The sequence below is a fragment of the Falsirhodobacter xinxiangensis genome, from assembly GCF_004959935.1.
GTDB classification, from domain to species: domain Bacteria; phylum Pseudomonadota; class Alphaproteobacteria; order Rhodobacterales; family Rhodobacteraceae; genus Falsirhodobacter; species Falsirhodobacter xinxiangensis.
Genome location: NZ_SMYN01000002.1, coordinates 342,127 through 363,892, shown reverse-complemented (window position 1 = coordinate 363,892; position 21,766 = coordinate 342,127). Strand labels below are relative to the sequence as shown.

The 21,766-nt window shown below is 63.8% G+C and carries 22 protein-coding genes; 13 read left to right on the top strand and 9 right to left on the bottom strand.

Translation table 11 applies throughout. The features are described from left to right. Positions 1 to 1,836, top strand: a 1,836-nt coding sequence (locus E2K76_RS03890) for a Hint domain-containing protein (RefSeq protein WP_181952883.1), incomplete at its 5' end; no start/stop codon positions are given. 8 nt (positions 1,837 to 1,844) lie between these two features. Here E2K76_RS03890 and moaA read toward each other — a convergent pair. Next, complete coding sequence (gene moaA, locus E2K76_RS03885) at positions 1,845 to 2,834, bottom strand: GTP 3',8-cyclase MoaA (protein ID WP_136682944.1); 990 nt, start codon at positions 2,832 to 2,834, stop codon at positions 1,845 to 1,847. 85 nt (positions 2,835 to 2,919) lie between these two features. Here moaA and E2K76_RS03880 point away from each other — a divergent pair, with 85 nt between their 5' ends. The 5 genes from E2K76_RS03880 to E2K76_RS03860 all read left to right on the top strand — a co-directional run bounded on the left by E2K76_RS03880 (position 2,920) and on the right by E2K76_RS03860 (position 8,364). Further along, positions 2,920 to 3,354, top strand: coding sequence for a hypothetical protein (locus E2K76_RS03880; RefSeq protein ID WP_136682943.1), 435 nt, complete (start codon positions 2,920 to 2,922; stop codon positions 3,352 to 3,354). Positions 3,355 to 3,439: 85 nt separating this feature from the next. Next, on the top strand, positions 3,440 to 6,286 hold the full coding sequence (uvrA, locus tag E2K76_RS03875; RefSeq protein WP_136682942.1) for an excinuclease ABC subunit UvrA: 2,847 nt from the start codon (positions 3,440 to 3,442) through the stop codon (positions 6,284 to 6,286). 66 nt (positions 6,287 to 6,352) lie between these two features. Continuing rightward, a complete protein-coding gene (locus E2K76_RS03870) occupies positions 6,353 to 6,784 on the top strand; it encodes a CBS domain-containing protein (protein WP_136682941.1) in 432 nt (143 codons plus the stop codon). 75 nt (positions 6,785 to 6,859) lie between these two features. After that, complete coding sequence (gene coaD / locus E2K76_RS03865; protein ID WP_136682940.1) at positions 6,860 to 7,342, top strand: pantetheine-phosphate adenylyltransferase; 483 nt, start codon at positions 6,860 to 6,862, stop codon at positions 7,340 to 7,342. Beyond that, complete coding sequence (locus tag E2K76_RS03860) at positions 7,339 to 8,364, top strand: sensor histidine kinase (RefSeq protein WP_136682939.1); 1,026 nt, start codon at positions 7,339 to 7,341, stop codon at positions 8,362 to 8,364. The genes coaD and E2K76_RS03860 overlap by 4 nt, the downstream gene beginning before the upstream one ends. On the opposite strand, the gene gap (E2K76_RS03855) is transcribed toward E2K76_RS03860, so the two are convergent. From gap (E2K76_RS03855) to gap (E2K76_RS03850), 3 genes are all read right to left on the bottom strand, one after another. Next, positions 8,361 to 9,362, bottom strand: a complete 1,002-nt coding sequence (gene gap / locus E2K76_RS03855; RefSeq protein WP_136682938.1) for a type I glyceraldehyde-3-phosphate dehydrogenase — start codon at positions 9,360 to 9,362, stop codon at positions 8,361 to 8,363. The genes E2K76_RS03860 and gap (E2K76_RS03855) overlap by 4 nt on opposite strands. Before the next feature lie 61 nt (positions 9,363 to 9,423). Further along, entirely contained in the window at positions 9,424 to 9,564 is a 141-nt protein-coding gene (locus E2K76_RS20260; protein WP_169053194.1) for a hypothetical protein, read from the bottom strand. Between the two features lie 8 nt (positions 9,565 to 9,572). After that, positions 9,573 to 10,577 (bottom strand): type I glyceraldehyde-3-phosphate dehydrogenase, encoded by a 1,005-nt coding sequence (gene gap / locus E2K76_RS03850; protein WP_136682937.1) that lies wholly within the window; start codon positions 10,575 to 10,577, stop codon positions 9,573 to 9,575. Between the two features lie 141 nt (positions 10,578 to 10,718). Here gap (E2K76_RS03850) and E2K76_RS03845 point away from each other — a divergent pair, with 141 nt between their 5' ends. Beyond that, on the top strand, positions 10,719 to 11,654 hold the full coding sequence (locus tag E2K76_RS03845; RefSeq protein ID WP_136682936.1) for a DUF808 domain-containing protein: 936 nt from the start codon (positions 10,719 to 10,721) through the stop codon (positions 11,652 to 11,654). A gap of 15 nt (positions 11,655 to 11,669) precedes the next feature. Here the strand turns inward: E2K76_RS03845 and tkt are convergent, their stop codons facing one another. Continuing rightward, entirely contained in the window at positions 11,670 to 13,685 is a 2,016-nt protein-coding gene (gene tkt, locus E2K76_RS03840) for a transketolase (RefSeq protein ID WP_136682935.1), read from the bottom strand. Between the two features lie 158 nt (positions 13,686 to 13,843). On the opposite strand from tkt, the gene E2K76_RS03835 reads away from it, so the two are divergent. Genes E2K76_RS03835 through E2K76_RS03825 form a run of 3 tightly spaced genes read left to right on the top strand, consistent with a single transcriptional unit; the run spans position 13,844 to position 14,956 of the window. After that, positions 13,844 to 14,269: a hypothetical protein gene (locus E2K76_RS03835; protein WP_136682934.1), complete on the top strand. Its 426-nt coding sequence runs from the start codon at positions 13,844 to 13,846 to the stop codon at positions 14,267 to 14,269. Continuing rightward, on the top strand, positions 14,262 to 14,636 hold the full coding sequence (locus E2K76_RS03830; protein ID WP_136682933.1) for a cell division protein ZapA: 375 nt from the start codon (positions 14,262 to 14,264) through the stop codon (positions 14,634 to 14,636). Before E2K76_RS03835 ends, E2K76_RS03830 begins: the two co-directional genes overlap by 8 nt. Next, positions 14,636 to 14,956: an MliC family protein gene (locus E2K76_RS03825; protein WP_136682932.1), complete on the top strand. Its 321-nt coding sequence runs from the start codon at positions 14,636 to 14,638 to the stop codon at positions 14,954 to 14,956. The genes E2K76_RS03830 and E2K76_RS03825 overlap by 1 nt, the downstream gene beginning before the upstream one ends. On the opposite strand, the gene grxD is transcribed toward E2K76_RS03825, so the two are convergent. The 4 genes from grxD to E2K76_RS03805 all read right to left on the bottom strand — a co-directional run bounded on the left by grxD (position 14,957) and on the right by E2K76_RS03805 (position 19,091). Then, positions 14,957 to 15,316: a Grx4 family monothiol glutaredoxin gene (gene grxD, locus E2K76_RS03820; protein ID WP_136682931.1), complete on the bottom strand. Its 360-nt coding sequence runs from the start codon at positions 15,314 to 15,316 to the stop codon at positions 14,957 to 14,959. A 53-nt stretch (positions 15,317 to 15,369) separates the two neighbouring features. Next, positions 15,370 to 15,609 (bottom strand): BolA/IbaG family iron-sulfur metabolism protein, encoded by a 240-nt coding sequence (locus E2K76_RS03815; protein WP_136682930.1) that lies wholly within the window; start codon positions 15,607 to 15,609, stop codon positions 15,370 to 15,372. A gap of 59 nt (positions 15,610 to 15,668) precedes the next feature. After that, on the bottom strand, positions 15,669 to 17,828 hold the full coding sequence (gene purL / locus E2K76_RS03810; protein WP_136682929.1) for a phosphoribosylformylglycinamidine synthase subunit PurL: 2,160 nt from the start codon (positions 17,826 to 17,828) through the stop codon (positions 15,669 to 15,671). A 369-nt stretch (positions 17,829 to 18,197) separates the two neighbouring features. Beyond that, positions 18,198 to 19,091 carry a LysR family transcriptional regulator gene (locus E2K76_RS03805; protein ID WP_136682928.1) on the bottom strand — a complete coding sequence of 298 codons (894 nt, stop codon included), beginning with the start codon at positions 19,089 to 19,091 and terminating at the stop codon, positions 18,198 to 18,200. A 251-nt stretch (positions 19,092 to 19,342) separates the two neighbouring features. Here E2K76_RS03805 and E2K76_RS03800 point away from each other — a divergent pair, with 251 nt between their 5' ends. The 3 genes from E2K76_RS03800 to ccmE are packed head-to-tail and all read left to right on the top strand — an operon-like array spanning position 19,343 to position 21,685. After that, complete coding sequence (locus E2K76_RS03800; RefSeq protein WP_136682927.1) at positions 19,343 to 20,155, top strand: glutamate racemase; 813 nt, start codon at positions 19,343 to 19,345, stop codon at positions 20,153 to 20,155. A gap of 58 nt (positions 20,156 to 20,213) precedes the next feature. After that, positions 20,214 to 21,242, top strand: coding sequence for an N-acetyl-gamma-glutamyl-phosphate reductase (gene argC, locus E2K76_RS03795; protein WP_136682926.1), 1,029 nt, complete (start codon positions 20,214 to 20,216; stop codon positions 21,240 to 21,242). Continuing rightward, positions 21,242 to 21,685, top strand: coding sequence for a cytochrome c maturation protein CcmE (gene ccmE, locus E2K76_RS03790; RefSeq protein ID WP_136682925.1), 444 nt, complete (start codon positions 21,242 to 21,244; stop codon positions 21,683 to 21,685). Before argC ends, ccmE begins: the two co-directional genes overlap by 1 nt. Positions 21,686 to 21,766 lie beyond the last annotated feature (81 nt).

The following is a 21,766-nucleotide window of genomic DNA, read 5'->3' as shown; positions in this document are numbered from 1 at the left end:
AACGACACGATCACCGGCGGCGGCGGCGCGGATACGATCGACGCCGGGGCCGGCAACGACCTGGTGAACCTGACCGGAGCGTTCAGCGGCACCACTGTCACCGGCGGGGGCGGCACCGACACGCTGTCGGGCTCGGGTCTGGCGGGCAACACGACGGTGACCTTCGCGAATGGCGCGGGGACGTTGGCGAATGGCGGAAACACCGCGAACTTCAACACGATCGAGAGCATCGTCACCGGCGCTGGCAACGACACGATCAACGCCGGCTCGAACACGCTGGCGGGCGTCACCTTCGACACGGGCGCGGGGAACGACTCGATCACCGGTGGTTCCGCTGCGGAGTCGATCAGTGCAGGTGACGGCGATGACACGATCACCGGCGGCGGCGGCGCAGACACTATCAACGCGGGCGCTGGCAACGATCAGGTCAACCTCGGTGACGGCTTCGGCAATGACGTGATCGATGGCGGTGTCGGCACCGATACGATCAACGGCGCGGCGCTCACGAACGCGGCAACAATCACCTTTGGCAGCGACACGGCTGGCACATTCGCCAGCGGAACGGGCAACTCGGCCAGCTTCCAGAACGTCGAAGCCTTCGTCACCGGTGTGGGCGACGACGTCATCAGCGCTGGTGGCACGACGACGGGCAAGAGCTTTGCCACTGGCGCGGGTGCCGACACGATCACCGCGGGGTCGGGCAACGACACCATCGATGCGGGCAGCGGCGACGATGTCGTCACTGCCGGTGCGGGCGACGACTCGGTCGACGGCGGTGCGGGGAATGACTCGATCGACGGCGGCACGGGCAATGACACCCTTGCTGGAGGCGACGGGGCCGATACGATCCTTGGCGGCGCGGGTGACGATGTCATCGACGGCGGGATCGGCGACGACCAACTGTTCGGCGGCGACGGCAACGACTCGATCACGGGCGGCGAAGGTAACGACATCATCGAAGGCGGCGCGGGTGCCGATACGCTTGTCGGCGGCCTTGGCAACGACTCGATCACCTTCAACGGCGGCGACTCGGTCGAGGGTGACGAGGGTGACGATACGTTCTTCTTCGACGCCAATCCCGACAACCTTGGCGCACCGATCAACATCGGCGGCGGGGCGGGCTTCGACCGGATCGATCTGACCGGGCTTCAGAACTACTCCTTCGCGAACATCACGTCGCAGACGGTGGGTGGGGTCATCTCCTACTCGGGCCAGATCATCTACAACTATGGCACCGGGCAGCAGCAGATCATCAACTTCACCGATGTCGAGGTGATCTGCTTCACCCCCGGCACGATGATTGCGACCCCGATGGGGCCACGTGCAATCGAGAGCCTGGTTCCGGGCGATCTGGTGATCACACGGGACAGCGGGCTGCAGCCGATCCGCTGGATCGGGCGGCGCACTGTTCCGGCGGTGGGGCGTTTCGCGCCGGTCCGCATCCAGAAGGGCGCCGTGCCGGATCTCGCGACGGACCTGATCGTTTCGCCGCAGCACCGGATGCTGATCGAAGGGTATCGCGCGCAACTGATGTTCGGTCAGGACGAGGTGCTGGCTTCGGCCAAACACATGGTCGACGGAAAACGGATCACGCGGCAGGAGGGTGGCGATGTCACCTATGTCCACATGATCTTCGACCGGCACGAGATCGTCTTTGCCAACGGTGCGGCGACGGAAAGCTTCCACCCCGGCAACTTCGGGCTGGATTCGCTGGAAGACGCTTGCCGTGAGGAGTTGTTCGGGGTGTTCCCGCAGCTTCGCGCCCTGCCGACCAGCTATGGCCAGACCGCGCGCCGCGTGCTGCGGGCGCATGAGGTGACGGCCATCGCGAGCTGAGAAAAGGGTCAGCCGCCCGTGTGCGACATGTGGCGGCTGACCTGTCCGGCGACCTCGCGCCGGGAGTAGTCGAAATCGTGGCCCTTGGGCTTGCGGGCGATAGCCTCGCGAATGGCGGCGCGCAATGCGTCGTCATTTCCGTTCCGCATGACCTCGCGCAGATCGGCGCGGTCCTCTTGCCCCAGGCACATGAACAGTTCGCCCGTGCAGGTGACGCGGACGCGGTTGCAGCTTTCGCAGAAATTATGGGACAGGGGCGTGATGAAACCGATCTTCTGCCCCGTCTCCAGCCGGACATAGCGGGCAGGGCCGCCGGTGCGTTCGGACAGGTCCGCCATCGCATATCGCGTGCCGATCCGGTGGCGCAGATCCATCAGCGACCAGAACTGGCCGACGCGGTCCTCCATCTCGCCCATGGGCATGACCTCGATGAAGGTCAGATCGTGACCTTCGCGCGCGCACCAGTCGATCAGGGGGAACAACTCGTCCTCGTTGAAGCCTTTCAGCGCGACGGTGTTTATCTTGACGCGGATGCCGGCGGCCTTTGCCGCGTCGATCCCTTCCAGCACCTGGCCCAGACGGCCCCAGCGGGTGATCTTCTGGAACTTCGCCGCGTCCAACGTGTCCAGCGAGACGTTGATCCGCCGCACGCCGCAATCGGCCAGTTCCGCCGCGTACCTAGCAAGCTGCGAGCCGTTGGTGGTCAGCGTCAGCTCCTCCAGTCCGCTGCCAAGATGGCGCGATACGTTTCGGAAAAAGCCCATGATCCCGCGCCGCACCAAAGGCTCGCCCCCAGTGATCCGCAGCTTCTGCACACCCATGCCGATGAAGGTCGAACACAGGCGGTCCAGTTCCTCCAGCGTCAGAAGTTCGGCCTTGGGCAGGAAGGTCATGTTTTCCGACATGCAGTAAAGGCAGCGGAAATCGCAGCGGTCGGTGACCGACACCCGAAGGTAGGAAATGGCACGTTGAAACGGGTCGATAAGCGCGGCGTCCATCAATGGAATCTAGGCTTGCGCAACCGTGACCGCAAGCGGGCAGAGCGACGATTGACAGCCAAAGGCGACGGGCTAATCTTCGGCCATGCGCATATACATCGCCCTGATCGCCCTTCCGCTGCTCGCCTCCTGTGCCGAGATTTCGAACCCCTTCCGGCGCGAGCAGGCCCCGCCGCCCGCGGCCGCGACGGCGCTTGGCGCGATCGCAAAGACGCCCGAGGCTTACGATCTGACCTCGGAGGCCGAGCGGGAGCGGGCGCTGGCAGCCCCGGTGAATGCGGGGGCGGAGCGGTTGGGTGCGGTCGTGGCCGTGCTGGGCAATGCGGGCGAGCCGGGATTCTGGATGCGGTCCTCGCTGGTGAAAGAGCCGCGGAAGGGCCGGGTGGAAACGGCGGATGGCGCATCGGTTGCGGTTGATCTGCTGCCGGGTGCGGGGTCGGCGCAACTGTCGCTGGCAGCGTATCGCGCGCTTGGCCTTTCGCTGACGGCGCTGCCGCAGGTCACGGTCTACGCAGACTAGGGTTTGTTCATATTCCGTTCACGTTTGCGCCTTGGCAGCGGCGTGCGGAACACCTATCTTCAGCCCGATCATCCGGGGATAGTTCATGGAACAGAAGTTCATCGAGGTGCGCGGCGCGCGCGAGCATAACCTCAAGGGCGTCGATGTGGACATCCCGCGCGACCAGTTCGTCGTCATCACCGGGCTGTCGGGGTCGGGCAAATCCAGCCTCGCCTTCGACACGATCTATGCCGAAGGGCAGCGCCGCTATGTCGAGAGCCTGAGCGCCTATGCCCGCCAGTTCCTCGACATGGCCGGGAAGCCGGATGTGGACCATATCTCGGGCCTGTCGCCGGCGATTTCGATCGAACAGAAAACCACGTCCAAGAACCCGCGTTCGACCGTGGGAACGGTGACGGAAATCTACGACTATCTGCGGCTGCTTTATGCGCGGGTCGGCACGCCCTATTCCCCCGCGACCGGACTGCCGATTACCGCGCAGCAGGTGCAGGACATGGTCGATGCGGTCATGGCCATGCCCGAGGGCACGCGCGGATACCTGCTGGCGCCCATCGTGCGCGAGCGGAAGGGCGAATACCGCAAGGAGTTTCTGGACCTGCGCAAGCAGGGCTTCCAGCGCGTCAAGGTGAATAACGAGTTCTTCGAGTTGGACGAGCCGCCGACCTTGGACAAGAAGTTCCGCCATTCGATCGACGTGGTGGTGGACCGGATCGTCGTGCGAGACGGCATACAGACGCGGCTGGCCGACAGCTTCCGCACCGCGCTGAACCTTGCGGACGGCATTGCGATCTTCGAGGCGGCGGATGGCGGTGAGCGGACGACTTTCTCGGAAAAGTTCGCCTGTCCGGTTTCGGGTTTCACCATCCCCGAAATCGAACCGCGGCTGTTTTCCTTCAACGCCCCGCTGGGTGCTTGCCCGGTCTGTGACGGTCTTGGGATGGAGTTGTTCTTCGACGAACGGCTGGTCGTTCCGGATCAGGGCCTGTCCATCGCCCAAGGGGCCATCGCGCCATGGGCGAAATCCAAGTCGCCCTATGTGACCCAGACCATCGAGGCGCTGTCGAAACACTACGGCTTCGACCGCAAGACCAAGTGGAAGGACCTGCCGGCCGCCGTTCAGCAGGTCTTCCTGCGCGGATCTGGCACGGACGAGATCACCTTCCGCTATGACGAGGCGGGCCGCGTCTATCAGGTCGCGCGCACCTTCGAGGGGTTGATCCCGAACATGGAGCGTCGCTACCGCGAGACCGAAAGCGCATGGAGCCGCGAGGAGCTGGAGCGGTATCAGAACAATCGCCCTTGCGGCGCTTGCGGCGGGTATCGTCTGAAACCCGAGGCGCTGGCGGTCAAGATCGGCGGGCTGCATGTCGGGCAGGTGGTCGAAATGTCGATCAAGGAGGCCCATGCCTGGATCTCTGGCGTGCCGGATGCCCTGTCGGGGCAGAAGAACGAGATCGCGCGGGCGATCCTGAAGGAGATCCGCGAGCGGCTCGGGTTCCTCGTGAACGTGGGGCTCGACTATCTATCGATGAGCCGGGCGGCGGGGACGCTGTCGGGCGGGGAAAGCCAGCGCATCCGGCTGGCAAGCCAGATCGGATCGGGCCTGACCGGGGTGCTTTACGTGCTGGACGAGCCGTCCATCGGTCTGCATCAGCGCGACAACGACCGGCTGCTGACTACGCTGAAGAACCTGCGCGATCAGGGCAATTCGGTGCTGGTGGTCGAACATGACGAGGATGCGATCCGCGAGGCGGATTACGTCTTCGACATGGGGCCGGGTGCGGGTGTGCATGGCGGCAGCGTCGTCGCGCATGGAACGCCTGCCCAGATCGCGGCGAATCCGAACAGCGTGACTGGCCAATACCTGTCCGGCACCCGCGCCATCGAGATCCCGGCGGAGCGTCGCAAGGGCAACGGCAAGAAACTGACCGTGGTAAAGGCAACAGGCAACAACCTGCGCGATGTGACGGCAGAGTTTCCACTGGGCAAGTTCGTTTGCGTGGCGGGCGTGTCGGGCGGCGGGAAATCGACGCTGACGATCGAGACGCTCTACAAGACGGCAGCGATGAAGCTGAACGGCGCGCATGAAACGCCGGGCCCCTGCGAGACGATCAAAGGGTTCGAGGCGCTGGACAAGGTGATCGACATCGATCAGCGGCCCATCGGGCGGACGCCCCGGTCGAACCCGGCCACCTATACCGGCGCTTTCGGGCCGATCCGCGATTGGTATGCAGGGCTGCCGGAAGCAAAGGCGCGCGGGTATCTGCCAGGGCGGTTCAGCTTCAACGTCAAAGGCGGGCGGTGCGAGGCGTGTCAGGGCGACGGCGTCATCAAGATCGAGATGCATTTCCTGCCCGACGTCTATGTCACCTGCGAGACGTGCAAGGGCGCGCGATACAATCGCGAGACTTTGGAAATCAAGTTCAAGGACAAAAGCATAGCCGACGTTCTTGATATGACGGTCGAAGATGCGCAGGGTTTCTTCAGTGCAGTGCCGAGCATCCGCGAAAAGATGGATGCGCTAGTCCGCGTGGGGCTTGGCTATATCAAGGTCGGGCAGCAGGCGACGACGCTTTCGGGCGGCGAGGCGCAGCGGGTGAAGCTGTCCAAGGAGCTTTCGCGGCGGGCGACAGGGCGCACCCTATATATTCTGGACGAGCCGACGACGGGCCTGCATTTCGAGGATGTGAAGAAGCTGCTGGAAGTGCTGCACGAGCTGGTCGATCAGGGCAACACGGTGGTGGTGATCGAGCACAACCTTGACGTTATCAAAACCGCGGACTGGATCATCGACATCGGTCCCGAAGGCGGCGATGGGGGCGGTCAGATCGTCGCAGCCGGAACGCCGGAAAAGGTGGCCGAAGTGGCGGAAAGCCATACGGGCCGATATCTTAAGCCGATGCTGAAAGCGGCGCGGGTCGCGGCGGAGTAATCCTGACGTTTTGTTGACAGACGCGTGGCTTGGCGCAACTCTTGCTGCAAGGCAAGGGAGGAAGCCATGCTTATTCAACAGCTACTCAACACCAAGGCGGGCGGCGTGCTGACCATCGCGCCGTCGGAGACGGTCGCCGCCGCGGCGGAGGTTCTGGCGGCCAAGAGGATCGGTGCGCTGATCGTCTCTGGCGATGGCAGCGACGTATTGGGCGTGATCTCCGAACGCGACATCGTGCGCGAAATCGGTCGCCGGGGCGCCGTCATTCTTGAGGAGGCGGTTTCCGCGCTGATGACGGCCAAGGTCACGGGCTGCGTGGTGACGGACAGTGTCGACGACGTGATGCGCCGCATGACCGACGGGCGGTTCCGGCACATGCCCGTGATGGAGGGCGACCGCATGATCGGCGTCATCTCCATCGGGGATGTGGTCAAGGCGCAAGTGGCCGAGCTTGCGATGGAAAAGGATGCGTTGGAAGGCATGATCAAGGGGTATTGAGGCTGTTTCCCCCTTGCGCTGGCCGTCGCAATCCTGTTGCGTCTTTAATGGTTTGGCGGCGCAAGGGATATTGTCATGCGTATCGGTCTTTATCCTGGGACCTTCGATCCGATCACCCTTGGGCATACGGACATCATCGAACGGGCCGCCCGTCTGGTGGATCGTCTGGTCATCGGGGTGGCGATCAACAGGGACAAGGGTCCGCTTTTTTCGCTGGATGAACGGGTGGCGATGGTGCGGCAGGAATGCAGCGCGATCACGGGATGCGAAATCGTCGTTCATCCGTTCGAGAATTTGTTGATCGACTGCGCCCGCGACGTGGGCGCGACGGTGATCATCCGCGGACTGCGCGCAGTGGCGGATTTCGAATATGAATTCCAGATGGTGGGGATGAATCGCGCCATGGATTCCAGCATCGAAACGGTGTTTCTGATGGCCGATGCCCGTAGGCAGGCCATCGCCTCGAAGCTGGTGAAGGAGATTGCACGTCTGGGTGGCGACGTGTCGCGTTTCGTGCCTGCGGCGGTGGGGGATGCACTCAAATCCCGGCTGACATGACCAGCGGCACGGCATCGCGCACCTTCGAGGCGATCAGCCGGCTGAGCCTGGAGCGGCGCAGCTTCGGCGTTCGCTGGGGGTTTGCCGCATTGGCTTTCGCGGTGGCCGTGACCTTGCGGTGGGTGCTGGACCCCCATCTTCCGCCCGGCTTTCCATTCCTGACATTCTTTCCGGTCGTGATGCTGACGACCTTCTTCTGCGGCCTCCAGCCTGCGATCGCGGTGGCGGTTGCATCCTTCTTCGCCTCGTGGACGCTGTTCGTCTCGCCACGATTCAGCGCCAGCTTCACGCAAGAAGCGATGATCGCCATGGGGTTTTATACCTTCATCGTGGTGATCAACATCATGCTGATCCACATCATGTCCCGCGCGATCCGGCATCTGAGCGACGAACGGATGCGGTCCGCGCAGCTTGCCGAACAGCAGCGGCTGATGTTTCACGAATTGCAGCACCGGGTTTCCAACAACTTGGCGATGGTGGCGGGGCTGCTGACCATCCAGCGCCGGCGGCTGACCGATGCAGTGGCGATCAAGGCGCTGGAGGATGCTGTCCAGCGCATCAACCTCGTGGCGCGGATGAAACGGCTGCTGCATGATCCGACGGCGCAGGATCTGGATTTCGGCGGATTCCTGACCAGCATGACCCGCGATCTGACCGAGGCGGCGGGGGTGGCCGACCGGATCGATTGTCGCCTGTCTTGCCAGCCGATCCGCATTTTCCGCGACAAGGCGATTCCGCTTGGCCTCATCGCTACCGAACTGCTTAGCAATTCCTTGGAACATGGATTTGCCGAAGGCGAGCCCGGAACCTTGAGTGTTCTGCTGATGCAGAGTGGCGATCAGGCGGTGCTGCAGATCAGCGACAGCGGGCGCGGATTGCCTGATGGGTTCGATCTGGAAAAGGCGGACAGCCTTGGGTTGATGATTGCGCGCCAGTTCACGCAGCAGGTGGGCGGCACGCTGACGATGAAGAACCGCGCCGGTGGCGGCGCGGTATCCGAGCTTTCGTTCCCGCTGACCTAGATCAGCTTGCCCATCGCGACGGCGGTATCGGCCATGCGGTTGGAAAAGCCCCATTCATTGTCATACCAGGACAGGATGCGGACCATCCGGCCTTCCATCACCTTGGTCTGATCCATGTGGAAGATGGACGAATGCGGGTCGTGATTGAAATCCGACGAGACGTTCGGCTGATCGGTGAAGCCGAGGATACCCTTGAGCCGGCCATTCGCAGCACTGCGGATCGCCTCGTTGATCTCCTCGACCGAGGTGTCGCGCGCGGCTTCGAATACGAAATCCACGACCGAGACGTTCGGCGTCGGCACGCGGATCGCGACGCCGTCCAGCTTGCCCTTCAATTCGGGCAGGACCAGCCCTACGGCCTTCGCGGCCCCGGTGGATGTCGGGATCATCGACAGCGCGGCAGCCCGCGCGCGATAGAGATCCTTGTGCATCGTATCCAGCGTCGGCTGATCGCCGGTATAGGAGTGGATTGTGGTCATGAACCCCTTGGAAATCCCGACCGCGTCATTCAGCACCTGCGCCACCGGCGACAGGCAGTTGGTCGTGCAGGAGGCGTTCGATACGACCGTATCCGCTGCCGTCAGCGTATCGTGATTGACGCCGAAGACGATGGTCTTGTCCGCGCCGTCCGAAGGCGCCGACACGAGCACCCGTTTCGCACCGTTCTGAAGATGCGTTGCCGCCTTGTCCTTTGCGGTGAAGATGCCGGTGCATTCCAGCACGATATCCACATCGCCCCACGGCAGTTCGGCAGGGTTGCGAAGTGCGGTGACCTGAATCGGGCCTCGCCCCACGTCGATCGAATCCGCGGTCGTCGTCACCGTCGCCGGAAAGCGGCCATGGACGGAATCGAAGCGCAGAAGGTGCGCGTTCGTCTCCACCGGGCCGAGGTCGTTGATGGCGATCACCTCGATATCGGTGCGGCCGGATTCGACGATGGCGCGCAGCACGTTGCGCCCGATGCGGCCGAAGCCGTTGATGGCAACCTTGACAGTCATGCATCTCTCCCAACTTGCGTTTGCGCTAACATGCGCGCCACAGCGGAAGATGCAAGGCGCATCAGCGCCAGAACATGACGTAATCGATCAGTTCCAGCATTTTCCGCATGGCAAACATGGTGCCGCCCCAGCCAAGGGCAAGGTCAATGCAAATGGCCGCGACGAGGATCGCGGCCAGGATCAGGGCAATGCGGTTGGTCATCCGGCTCCTTACTGGAGGAGCCGGCCCATCGCGGAGGCCACGTCGGCCATGCGGCAGGAGAACCCCCATTCGTTGTCATACCAGGCCAGAACGCGGACGGTGCGGCCACCGATCACCTTGGTCTGGTCCGGCGCGAAGATAGACGAATAGGGCGTGTGGTTGAAGTCGATAGAGACCTTCGGCTCGGGGTCATAGGACAGGACCGAACCCATGATCCCGGCGGCTGCCTCGCGCACCACTTCGTTCACGTCATGGACGGTCACGTCCTTCTTCGCCACGAAGGTCAGGTCCACCGCGGACACGTTCGGCGTCGGCACGCGGATGGCCGAGCCATCCAGCTTGCCCTTCAACTCCGGCAGAACCTCGCCAATGGCTTTCGCAGCGCCGGTCGAGGTCGGGATCATCGCCATCGCCGCAGCGCGGGCGCGATAGAGGTCGCTGTGGCGACGGTCCAGCGTCGGCTGATCGCCGGTATAGGAGTGGATCGTGGTCATGATGCCCGAATCGATGCCGATGGCGTCGTTCAGCACCTTGGCCAGCGGGGCAAGGCAGTTGGTCGTGCAGGACCCGTTCGACACCAGCAGATCGTCTGCGGTCAGCGCGCGGTCGTTGACGCCATAAACCACGGTGCGGTCGACGTTCTTGGCCGGGGCCGAGATCAGCACGCGTTTCGCGCCGCGCTCCATGTGGGCTTTGGCCTTCTGGCCGTCGTTGAACTTGCCGGTGCATTCCATGACGACATCGACGCCGTCCCAGTCCAGCTCGTTCATGTCATAGGTGGACATGACGCGGATCGGTGCGCCACCAAGGTCCAGCATGCCGTCGGCCACGCGGACGGTGCCGGGGAAGCGGCCATGGACCGAATCGTATTTCAGCAGGTGGGCGTTCGTTTCGATCGGGCCGGTTGCATTGATGGCGACGACCTGAACATCGTTGCGTGCCGTCTGAGCGATATGGGCGAGGGTGCAGCGCCCGATGCGGCCGAATCCGTTGATCCCGATGGTGATCGTCATATCGCAAAACCCTCATACTGGCGTGTTGAAAGGGTTCTAGCGTGGCTGCACTGTTGTCAAAAGTGAAAACCTCACTACTATCAGTATGTTATCGCAAACATGGGTGATGGCGCTAACGTCTGGCGCAAGAAAGGGTCTGGAATGAGCGGTCTTCTGGCACTGCTGGACGATGTGGCGGCGATTGCGAAGGTGGCTGCGTCCTCGGTGGACGACATCGCCGCCGCCGCGACCAAGGCGGGCACCAAGGCGGCGGGGGTCGTGATCGACGATGCCGCGGTCACGCCGAAATACGTGACGGGGTTCGAGGCGGCGCGCGAATTGCCGATCATCTGGCGAATCTCGCTGGGCAGTTTGCGCAACAAGCTGGTCTTCCTGCTGCCGGTGCTTCTGCTGCTGGAGGCTTTCGCGCCATGGGTCATCACGCCGCTGCTGATGGTTGGCGGGCTGTATCTGTGCTTCGAAGGGGCGGAGAAATTGCTTCACGCCTTTGCGCCCCATGCCGACGAGGCGGTCGCCGCCGACATGGACGTCAAGGACCCCAAGAAGCTGGAGGAGGAAAAGGTCGCCGGCGCGATCAAGACCGACTTTATCCTGTCGGCCGAGATCATGACCATCGCGCTGAGCCAGATCGAGGGCGGCGGCTTCTGGCTGGAGGCGATCACACTGGCCATCGTGGGCATCCTCATCACCGTCGTCGTCTATGGTGCGGTGGCGCTGATCGTGAAGATGGACGATATCGGCCTGCATCTGGCGGCGGGCGGCGGTGCGCTTGCCGGGCTTGGGCGCGGGTTGGTGCAGGGGATGCCGGTGCTGCTGTCGGTGCTGTCGACCGTGGGGACGGCGGCGATGCTTTGGGTCGGGGGCAACATCGTCGTGCACGGTTTGCACGAACTGGGCATGCACGAACCTTACGGCACGATCCACCACTGGGCCGAGGCGGCTGCGGCTGCGGTCCCGTCCGGCAAGGGCTTCGTGAACTGGCTCGTGACGGCGGCGTGCGACGGCGTGATCGGCGTGATCCTCGGGATGCTGCTGGTCCCGGTCGCGGGGCTGTTCATGAAAAAGGCCGCCCACTAGGGGCGGCCTCTCGCGTCACAGAAGCGATTTCGCCTTGGCGACGGTCGCTTCGGCGGTGATGCCGAACTCCTCGTAAAGCCGCTCGGCCGGGGCGGAGGCGCCGAAGCCCTGCATCCCGATGAATCCGGCTTTCTTCTCGGACCCACGCTCGCCCAGAAGCCATTTGTCCCACGGCATGCGCACACCCGCCTCGATGGCGATGCGAACGGGGCCGGGCGGCAGGACCTTGCGGCGATAGGCTTCGTCCTGCTGGGCGAATATCTCCATGCAGGGGACCGAGACGACGCGGGTGCCGATGCCTTCGGCCTCCAGCATGGTCTGAGCCTTCAGCGCGATCTCCACCTCCGTGCCGGTGGCCATCAGGATGACCTGACGCTTGCGCGTGGCCTCGGACAGGACATAGGCGCCCAGTGCGGTCAGGTTCTTCTGGCTGTGGGTCTTGCGGACCGTCGGCACGTTCTGACGCGACAGCGCCATGACCGAAGGGGTGGTCTTGGTGGTCAGCGCCAGTTCCCAAGCCTCGGCAGCCTCGACCGCGTCGGCTGGGCGGAACACCCATGTGTTGGGCGTGGCGCGGCTGATGGTCAGGTGTTCGACCGGCTGGTGAGTCGGGCCGTCTTCGCCAAGGCCGATGGAATCGTGGGTCATGACGAACACGCTCGGCACGCCCATCAGCGCGGCAAGGCGCATCGCGGGGCGGGCATAGTCGGTGAAGGCCATGAACGTGCCGCCGTAAGCCCGCAGGCCCCCATGCAGCGCAATGCCGTTGATCGCCGCCGCCATGCCATGTTCGCGGATGCCGTAATAGACGTAGCGGCCCTTGCGCGATTCGATGTCGAACACGCCCATATCGGCGGTCTTGGTGTTATTCGACCCCGTCAGGTCGGCCGAGCCGCCGATGGTTTCGACAACGATCGGGTTGATCACCTCCAGCGCCATTTCGGACGCCTTGCGGGTCGCGACCGAGGGGGCGCCTTCGGAGACGGATTTCTTCAGCGCGCGGATCGCGGCGCCCAGACGTTTGGGCATGTCGCCTGCGAACTGGCGGGCGAATTCGGCCTGCTTGCCTTCGGAGAGCGCTTCCAGACGGGTCTGCCAGTCGGCGCGGGCGGTCGCGCCGCGCTTGCCGATGGCTTCCCAGGCGGCCTTCACGTCCTTCGGAATCTCGAACGCGCCATGGGTCCAGCCATAGACTTCGCGCGTGTCGGCGATCAGCTTCTTGTCGGTCAGCGCGCCGTGGCCCTTGGAGGTGTCCTGCGCCGAGGAGCCGAGCGCGATGTTGGTCTTGCACGCGACCATTGCCGGGCGCTTGGACTTCTTCGCTTCGGTCAGCGCGCGGTCGATGTCTTCGGGGTCATGCCCGTCGCATTCGAACACGTCCCAGCCAGAGGCCGCGAAACGTGCCTTCTGGTCGGTCACGTCCGACAGCGAAACTTTGCCGTCGATGGTGATGCCATTGTCATCCCACAGCACGATCAGGCGCGACAGCTTCAGGCGGCCCGCAAGGCCGATCGCCTCCTGGCTGACGCCTTCCATCAGGCAGCCGTCGCCGGCGATGACCCAGGTGTAGTGGTCCTGGATCTTCGATCCCCAGCGGGCACGAAGCGACTCTTCGGCAATCGCCATCCCGACCGAGGTGGCGATGCCCTGACCCAGCGGGCCGGTCGTCGTCTCGATGCCCGGTGCGTGGCCGTATTCGGGGTGGCCGGCGGTGATCGCGCCCCACTGGCGGAAGTTCTTCAGCTGGTCCAGCGTCATCTCGGCATAGCCGGTCAGGTGCAGCAGCGAATAGAGCAGCATCGAGCCATGGCCAGCCGACAGCACGAAGCGGTCGCGGTCGGGCCAATGCGGATCGGCGGCGTCGAATTTCAGGTGGTTCTGGAACAGCACGGTCGCGACATCGGCCATGCCCATGGGCATCCCGGAATGACCCGAATTGGCGGCGGCAACGGCGTCCAGCGTCAGGGTGCGGATCGCGACGGCTTTCGACCAGTGTTCGGGGTGGCGGCTGCGCAGGGTGGCGATATCCATGTCGCGCTCCTTGTTGGTATGGGTGTTAGCGTCAATACCAGCAAAGGCGGCAAGATCAAGCGGGGCCGGGGAAAGGGGGGCTAAATCCCCCGGCCAAACCCGCTAAGATCGACACAAACGGGGACGAACGACGATTCGTCCGAAAGATCGGAGGTGAGATGCAGGATCTCGTGGGACTGGAACGGCAGCTGAGCCGGGCGCTGGAACGTATCGCGAAGGCGGCTGACGGGCTGAACGGCGCGGCGCGGGAATCGCAGGCGGTCGAGGAGGAGCGGCTGGTCAACGCCCAGCTGGCCGAGAGGCTGCGCGCCGTGAAGGAAAAATCCGCGACCCGCATCGCCGAATTGGAGGCCGAGGTCGAGGCGTTGCACGCGCAGGTTTCGGAACTGGACACGCTGCGCCGCGCGGCGGGCGATCTGCACGAACAGCTTGCCGAACTGCGCGAGGGGCAGCCGATCGAAGGCGCGCTTCTGGCGGAACTGGAAAGCCTGCGGGCGCTGCGCGCGTCGGATCTGGCAGAGGTGGATGCACTGCTGGCCGCGCTGGCACCCCATATCGATGCGGCGGAGGCGAAGAATGGCTGATCTGGAAATCAACGTCGGCAACAAGGCCTTTACCGTCGCCTGTCAGGATGGCGAGGAACGCTATCTGCAATCGGCCGCCGCGATGCTGGACGAACAGGCGCAGACGCTGCTGTCGCAGATCGGGCGGATGCCTGCGGAACGGATGCTGTTGATGGCGGGGCTGATGCTGGCCGACCGGACGGCGGCGCTGGAGGACGAGCTGTCCAGCCTTCGTGCCGCGGTGCAGGAGCTGGAATCGCGCCCCGCGCCCGCGCCCGAACGGATCGAGGTTCCGGTCATCCCGCCCGCCGTGGTTGAAACGCTGGCGGAACTGTCGGCTCGGGCTGAAGCCCTTGCGGCGGCGCTGGAAGAAAAGGCGGCACGCTGATGAAACACATCGCTCTTGCGGCAATCCTGACGGCGGGCGCCGCCCATGCCGAGGTCAGCTATGACACCGCCCGCTACATGTGCGAGCGTGGGGTCGAGATCCCGGTGACCTATGTCGCCGACACGGTGGCGGTGCTGAATGTCGAAGGTGGCCAGATCACGCTGGAGGTCGAGGAAGCGGCATCCGGCGCACGCTACGGCTGGCCGTCGGGCGGCTCGCATTACGTCTGGTGGACGCAGGGCGATACGGCGATGCTCAACTGGTTCGACGGGGAGTTGGGCGAGGAAGTGACCCTCCTCGCCAAGTGCGAGCGCCAGTAATCAGGCGTTCGCTTCGCGGATCTTGTCGGCGGCATCCTTGTCGAAAGCGATGCCGCTGTTCGTGAACAGCGTGTCCAATTCGCCCGACAGGGTCATTTCGGTGATGATGTCGCAGCCGCCCACGAATTCGCCCTTGACGTAAAGCTGCGGGATCGTCGGCCAGTCCGAGAAGTCCTTGATCCCTTGACGGATTTCCGGATCGGCCAGCACGTTCACGTCCTGATATTCGACGCCCATATAGGTCAGCACCCCGGCCACGCGGCTGGAGAAGCCACATTGCGGCATCGCCTTGGTGCCCTTCATGAACAGCACCACATCGTTGGCTTCGATGGTTTCGCGGATCTGGTCCTGCGCGCTCATAGTCTTTCCTTTCGGCATCGCCCGCGGTCAAAGCGGCGTTGGTATGTCTTGGATCACGGGGCCTTGGTCGTCAGCGCCAGCGCATGAAGCTCGCCGTTGGAGCCGTCCATCTTGCCCTTCAGGCTGGCATAGACCGCGCGCTGCTGCTGCACGCGGTTCATGCCTTTGAAGCTTTCGTCGATCACCTCGGCCGCCCAGTGGTTTCCGTCGCCCGCAAGGTCGGTGATGGTGATCTTAGCCTCCGGGAAACCTTCCCGGATCAGCGTTTCGATTTCATGGGCTTCCATCGGCATTGCGGGGTCCTTCGGGTGGCGTTCCACCAGATGTAGCCCCGCCGTTGCCTTGGCGCAAGTCAGGCCACCGCCTTTGCAAACGCGCTGCGGTAGAGTTCGGACAGCGCGGACAGGGGCGCCGAAGCCTCGCCCAGCGTGACGGTATCGCCGCCGAAGCTGCCGACATGTTCCAGCGCCACGCCGGCCGCCTGCGCCGCGTTCACCAGCGCGGGGGCATCCTGTTGCGCCACGGCCACCAGATAGCGGGCCTGATCTTCACCGAACAGGTGACCGATGTCGGTCGGGGCCAACGTCAGGCCCAGATCGGCACCCTCGGCCATCTCGAACGCGGCAAGCGCAAGGCCACCATCGGACAGGTCGGTCGCGGCGCGGACCAGCTTGCGGTTCGCCCGCAGGAACTCGCCGTTCCGCTTCTCGGCAGCCAGATCGACCTGCGGGGCGTCGCCGTCCTCGCGGCCCAGCAGTTCCGCCAGCAGCGCGGATTGGCCAAGGTGGCCATCGGTCGCGCCGATGACGAAGGCCATGTCGCCGTCCTGCGGCAGACCCGCGATCAGATCGTCCAACGAGGACAGCAGCCCGACCGCGCCGATGGTCGGCGTCGGCAGGATGCCCTGACCGTCGGTTTCGTTATAGAGCGAGACGTTGCCCGACACGATGGGCATGTCCAGCGCCGCGACAGCCTCGCCGATGCCTTTGATCGCGCCGACGAACTGGCCCATGATCTCGGGCTTCTCGGGGTTGCCGAAGTTCAGGTTGTCGGTGGTGGCCAAGGGCAGGGCTCCCACGGCGGTCAGGTTGCGATAGGCCTCGGCAACGGCCTGCTTGCCGCCCTCGAACGGGTTCGCCTTGACGTAGCGCGGGGTCACGTCCGACGTGAAGGCCAGCGCCTTGCCGGTGCCGTGAACGCGCACCACGCCCGCACCCAGTCCCGGCGCGCGGACGGTGTCGGCCATGACCATGCTGTCATATTGCTCATACACCCACGCCTTGTGGGCATAGGAGGGCGAGGTGATCAGCGCGTGCAGCCCGTCGATGGGGTCGATCACCGGCACTTCGGCCAGCGGAGCGGCCTTCGGCGTCTCTACCCACGGGCGGTCGTATTCCGGCGCGCTGGAGGACAGCTTCGACAGCTGGATGTCCGCCTTGATGTCGCCGTGATGGACGATCAGGAAGCGGTCCTCGGGGATCGTCTCGCCGACGATGGCGAAGTCCAGATCCCATTTCACGAAGATCGCGCGGGCCTCTGCCTCCATCTCGGGCTTCAGCACCATGAGCATCCGCTCCTGGCTTTCCGACAGCATCATCTCATAGGCGGTCATGTTCGTCTCGCGCTGCGGGACGTTCTCCAGATCCAGCCTGATGCCAAGGCCGCCTTTGTCGCCCATCTCCACCGCCGAACAGGTCAGGCCCGCGGCCCCCATGTCCTGAATGGAGATGACCGCGCCGGAAGCCATCAGCTCCAGACAGGCTTCCAGCAGACGTTTTTCGGTGAAGGGGTCGCCGACTTGGACGGTCGGGCGTTTTTCCTCGATGGTGTCGTCGAACTCGGCCGAGGCCATGGTTGCGCCGCCCACGCCGTCGCGGCCGGTCTTGGCGCCCAAATAAACCACCGGCATCCCGACCCCCGAAGCCGCCGAGTAGAAGATCGCATCCGTATCTGCCAGACCCGCCGCAAAGGCGTTGACCAGACAGTTGCCGTTATAGGCCTTGTGGAAGCGAACCTCGCCGCCCACGGTCGGAACACCGAACGCGTTGCCATAGCTGCCGATGCCTTCGACCACACCTTTGACCAGATGGCTGGTCTTGGGGTGGGACGGCACGCCAAAGGACAGCGCGTTCATCGCGGCAATGGGGCGGGCGCCCATGGTGAACACGTCGCGCAGGATGCCGCCGACGCCGGTGGCGGCACCTTGGTGCGGTTCGATATACGAAGGGTGATTGTGGCTTTCCATCTTGAAGATGACGGCCTGACCATCGCCGATATCGACGACGCCCGCATTCTCGCCCGGACCGCAGATGACCTGCGGGCCGGTGGTCGGCAGGGTGCGCAGCCACTTCTTCGACGATTTGTAGGAGCAGTGCTCGTTCCACATCGCGCTGAAGATGCCAAGCTCGGTAAAAGTCGGCTCGCGCCCGATGATGTCGAGGATCCGCTGATATTCGTCGGGCTTGAGGCCATGGGCGGCAATCAGCTCGGGCGTGATTTGCGGGTCGGACATCTGGGCTTCCTTCGGGCAAGGGATATGCCCGCGTCATAAGGCAGCGGCGGCCATGAGGGAAGGTGCCATCGCCGTTCAGCTTGCGATGAAAATTCGGGCAAGCGGCGCTTTGATGTGCGAATGCCAAAAAAAAGGCCGAGCATAAGCCCGGCCCAAGTCCAACAGGGAGGTATGAGGGGCGCGAGTGCCAGAGGCGCTCGTATGCGTCCCTCGAATACCGATCTAGACAGCGCGGACGGGCCGATCAAGGGAAACCGGGTCGATTGTATGGCATATCCGCCATGATGCGATTGCATAGGTCATATATGGGCCGATGAAAAGCCATGCAGTTCCGAAGGGCGCGCGCTTGCAAATCGCGCGCAATGCGTATCAGGACTGCGAGCGTTTCCGATACGCGACCACTTCCTCGGTCACGAATTCGCGGAAGGCCGCGACGCGTTTCGAGTGCCGCAATTCCTCGGGATAGGCGAGGAAAACAGGCACATCGCTGGAGGACACGTCCGGCAGCACCCGCACCAGATGCGGGAATTCATCGGCCAGGTAGTCGGGCAGGACCCCGATCCCCAGATGGTTCACGACCGCTTGCATGACGCCGAAATAGTTGTTGACGGTAAGAGTCGAGGGAATCTCGTGGCTCATCAACTCGGCCACCAGTGCGGCACCTGCGGCGACCTGCGGTGTGCCCGCATGCTGGCAGATCAGCCGGTGCTGGCTGAACTGATCCATCGTCAGCGGCATGCCGTGCTTTTCGATATAGTCTGGCGAGGCGTAAAGCTGCATGCGGATCGTCATCAGCCGTTTGCGGATCAGGTCGGCCTGCGACGGCTCCTTCATGCGGATTGCAACATCGGCCTCGCGCATCGGCAAGTCCAGCACCCGCTCCTCCAGCATGAGGTCGATCTTCAGCGCGGGGTATTTGCTGTAGAGGGTAGTCAGACGCGGCGCGAGCCACATGGTGCCAAGCCCCGTGGTCGTGGTCACGCGAAGCTCGCCAAAGACCTCATCCTCGCTGTCGCGGATGCGAGCGGCGGCGGCGTCCAGCCGTTTGGCCATTGCATTGGTGGCGTCGAACAGCAACTCGCCCTGTTCCGTCAGGATGAGCCCCCGCGCGTGGCGGTGGAACAGCGTGACGTTCAGGCTTTCTTCCAGCGCACGTATCTGGCGGCTGACGGCGGATTGGCTAAGATGAAGCGTGTCCCCGGCATGGGTAAGGCTGCCCGCATCGGCAACTGCGTGGAAAATCCTGAGCTTGTCCCAATCCATCTCTCGACCTCGATCCCGGCGGTCCGGCTAAATCCATCTAATCTCTGCATGGCAGAGTTGCAAACAGAACATGGGTTCGCTGCCAGTGCATTGCAAATGGGGGCGGCGGAATGCCGCGCTGCGGCAAGCCTTTGCCCGCTTCCTGTGCGAAAGGTGGCCGACTTGCTGCCTATGACCGGGTTCGGTCGGTAATTGCAAGCGCGCTTTTGCCCGCCTATGATCCGCGCCTAACGAAAAAGGGGCTTTGGCAGATGGCAGTTGGCGTGTTCGATTCCGGTCTTGGGGGCCTGACCGTCCTTGCCGCATTGCAGGATCGCCTGCCGGATGTGCCCTTCGTCTATCTGGGCGACAATGCCAACGCGCCTTACGGTGTCCGCACGGCGGATGACATTTTCGATCTGACCTGCCAAGGCGTCGAACGTCTGTGGGCCGAGGGTTGCGATCTGGTCATCCTTGCCTGCAACACCGCCTCGGCCGCGGCATTGAAGCGCATGCAGGAGACGTGGATTCCCGAGGGCAAGCGCGTCCTTGGCGTGTTCGTCCCGCTGATCGAGGCGCTGACCGAACGGCAATGGGGCGACAATTCGCCGCCGCGCGAGGTTTCGGTCAAACATGTCGCGCTGTTCGCCACGCCCGCCACCGTCGCGAGCCGCGCGTTCCAGCGCGAACTTGCCTTTCGCGCCATCGGCGTCGATGTCGAGGCGCAGCCCTGCGGCGGCGTCGTCGATGCGATCGAGGCGGGGGACGAGATTCTGGCCGAGGCGCTGGTGAAATCGCATGTGGAGGCGCTTTTGCGCCGTATGCCCAAGCCCGATGCGGCGGTTCTTGGCTGCACGCATTACCCGCTGATGGAGCGGGTGTTCCAAGCGGCGGTGGGCGAGGGTGTCGCCGTCTATTCGCAGCCGCGTCTCGTGGCCGCCGCGCTGGAGGATTACCTTGTCCGCCGCCCCGAATTCGTCGGCGCCGGGCGGACGCAGCGTTATCTGACGACAGGCAATGTCGAGAGCGTGAGCGCCCATGCCACGCAATTCCTGCGGCGCGGGGTGCGGTTCGAGGCGGCGTGACTTGTTTCGCGGCGCGGGCTGAGGCAAAAAGCGCGCAGTGCCGCAATCGGAGACAGCCATGTCGCATCGCATCGCCATCCTTGGCGCCTCGGGTTACACCGGGGCGGAACTCGTCCGGCTGATCGCCAGCCATCCGTCCATGCAGATCGTCGCGCTGTCGGGCGATCGCAAGGCGGGCATGGCGATGGGCGACGTGTTCCCCTTCCTGCGGCATCTGGACCTGCCCAAGCTGCAGAAGATCGACGAGATCGACTTCTCTAGCGTCGATCTGGCGTTTTGCGCGCTGCCTCACGCCACGTCGCAGGCCGTGATCGCGGCGCTGCCGTCCGACTTGAAGGTGGTGGACCTGTCCGCCGATTTCCGTCTGCGCGATCCGGCGGAATACGAGAAGTGGTATGGCCAGCCCCATGCCGCCGTCGAATTGCAGAAGACGGCGGTCTATGGCCTGACCGAGTTTTACCGCGACGAAATCTGCACTGCGCGTCTGGTTGCCGGCACCGGCTGCAATGCCGCGACCGGACAATATGCCGTCCGCCCGCTGATCGAGGCGGGGGTGATCGATCTGGACGAAATCCAGATGGACCTGAAGAATGGCGTCTCCGGCGCAGGCCGCAGCCTGAAGGAAAATCTGCTTCATGCCGAGCTGTCCGAAGGCACGAACGCCTATAGCGCGGGCGGCAAACACCGTCACCTTGGCGAGTTCGATCAGGAGTTTTCCAAGATCGCAGGCCGTCCGGTCCTGATCCAGTTCACGCCGCACCTGATCCCGATGAACCGCGGCATCCTTGCCAGCGTCTATGTCCGCGGCGATGCGCAGGTGGTCCACCAGACCCTCGCCGCCGCCTATGCCGAGGAGCCCTTCATCAAGGTTCTGCCATTCGGCACGCTGCCGTCGTCGCATGATGTGCGCGGATCGAACTATGTCCATATCGGCGTCGTGGGTGACCGGATTCCGGGCCGTGTGCTTGTGGTCGCGACGCTGGACAACCTGTGCAAAGGGTCCTCGGGGCAAGCGATGCAGAACGCCAACCTGATGCTGGGGATCGAGGAAACGGCGGGTCTGACCCTCGCGCCCGTCTTCCCGTAATGCGCAGTCTGAAAAAGCGCCGCCGTATCCAGATCATCGCGCTGGCCTTCGTTGCGCTGGCGGGATCGACGGCGCTGGTCGGTTACGCCATGCGCGACGGGATCAACTTCTTCCGCTCGCCCAGCCAGGTGCTCAGCGATCCACCGCGCGAGGGTGAAGTGTTCCGCATCGGCGGTCTGGTCGAGGCCGGATCGCTGCTGCGCGGGCAGGGCGAGACGATCAGCTTTGCCGTGACCGATGGCGGGCATTCTGTTCCCGTCCGCTATACCGGTGTTCTTCCCGATCTGTTCGGCGAAAACGAAGGTATGGTCGGCACTGGCACGATGGACGGGGGGACGTTCGTCGCTTCGGAAATCCTTGCCAAACATGACGAAACCTACATGCCCAAAGAAGTGGTGGACGCGCTGAAAGAGCAGGGCGTCTACAAACCCTCGGGCAGCTAGGCGCATTTTCTCTGCATCGCGGCGAAGCCGGTATACAAGGCGATCCGCGATGATTAACGTAGCGTTTTGAATGGTGTGAGG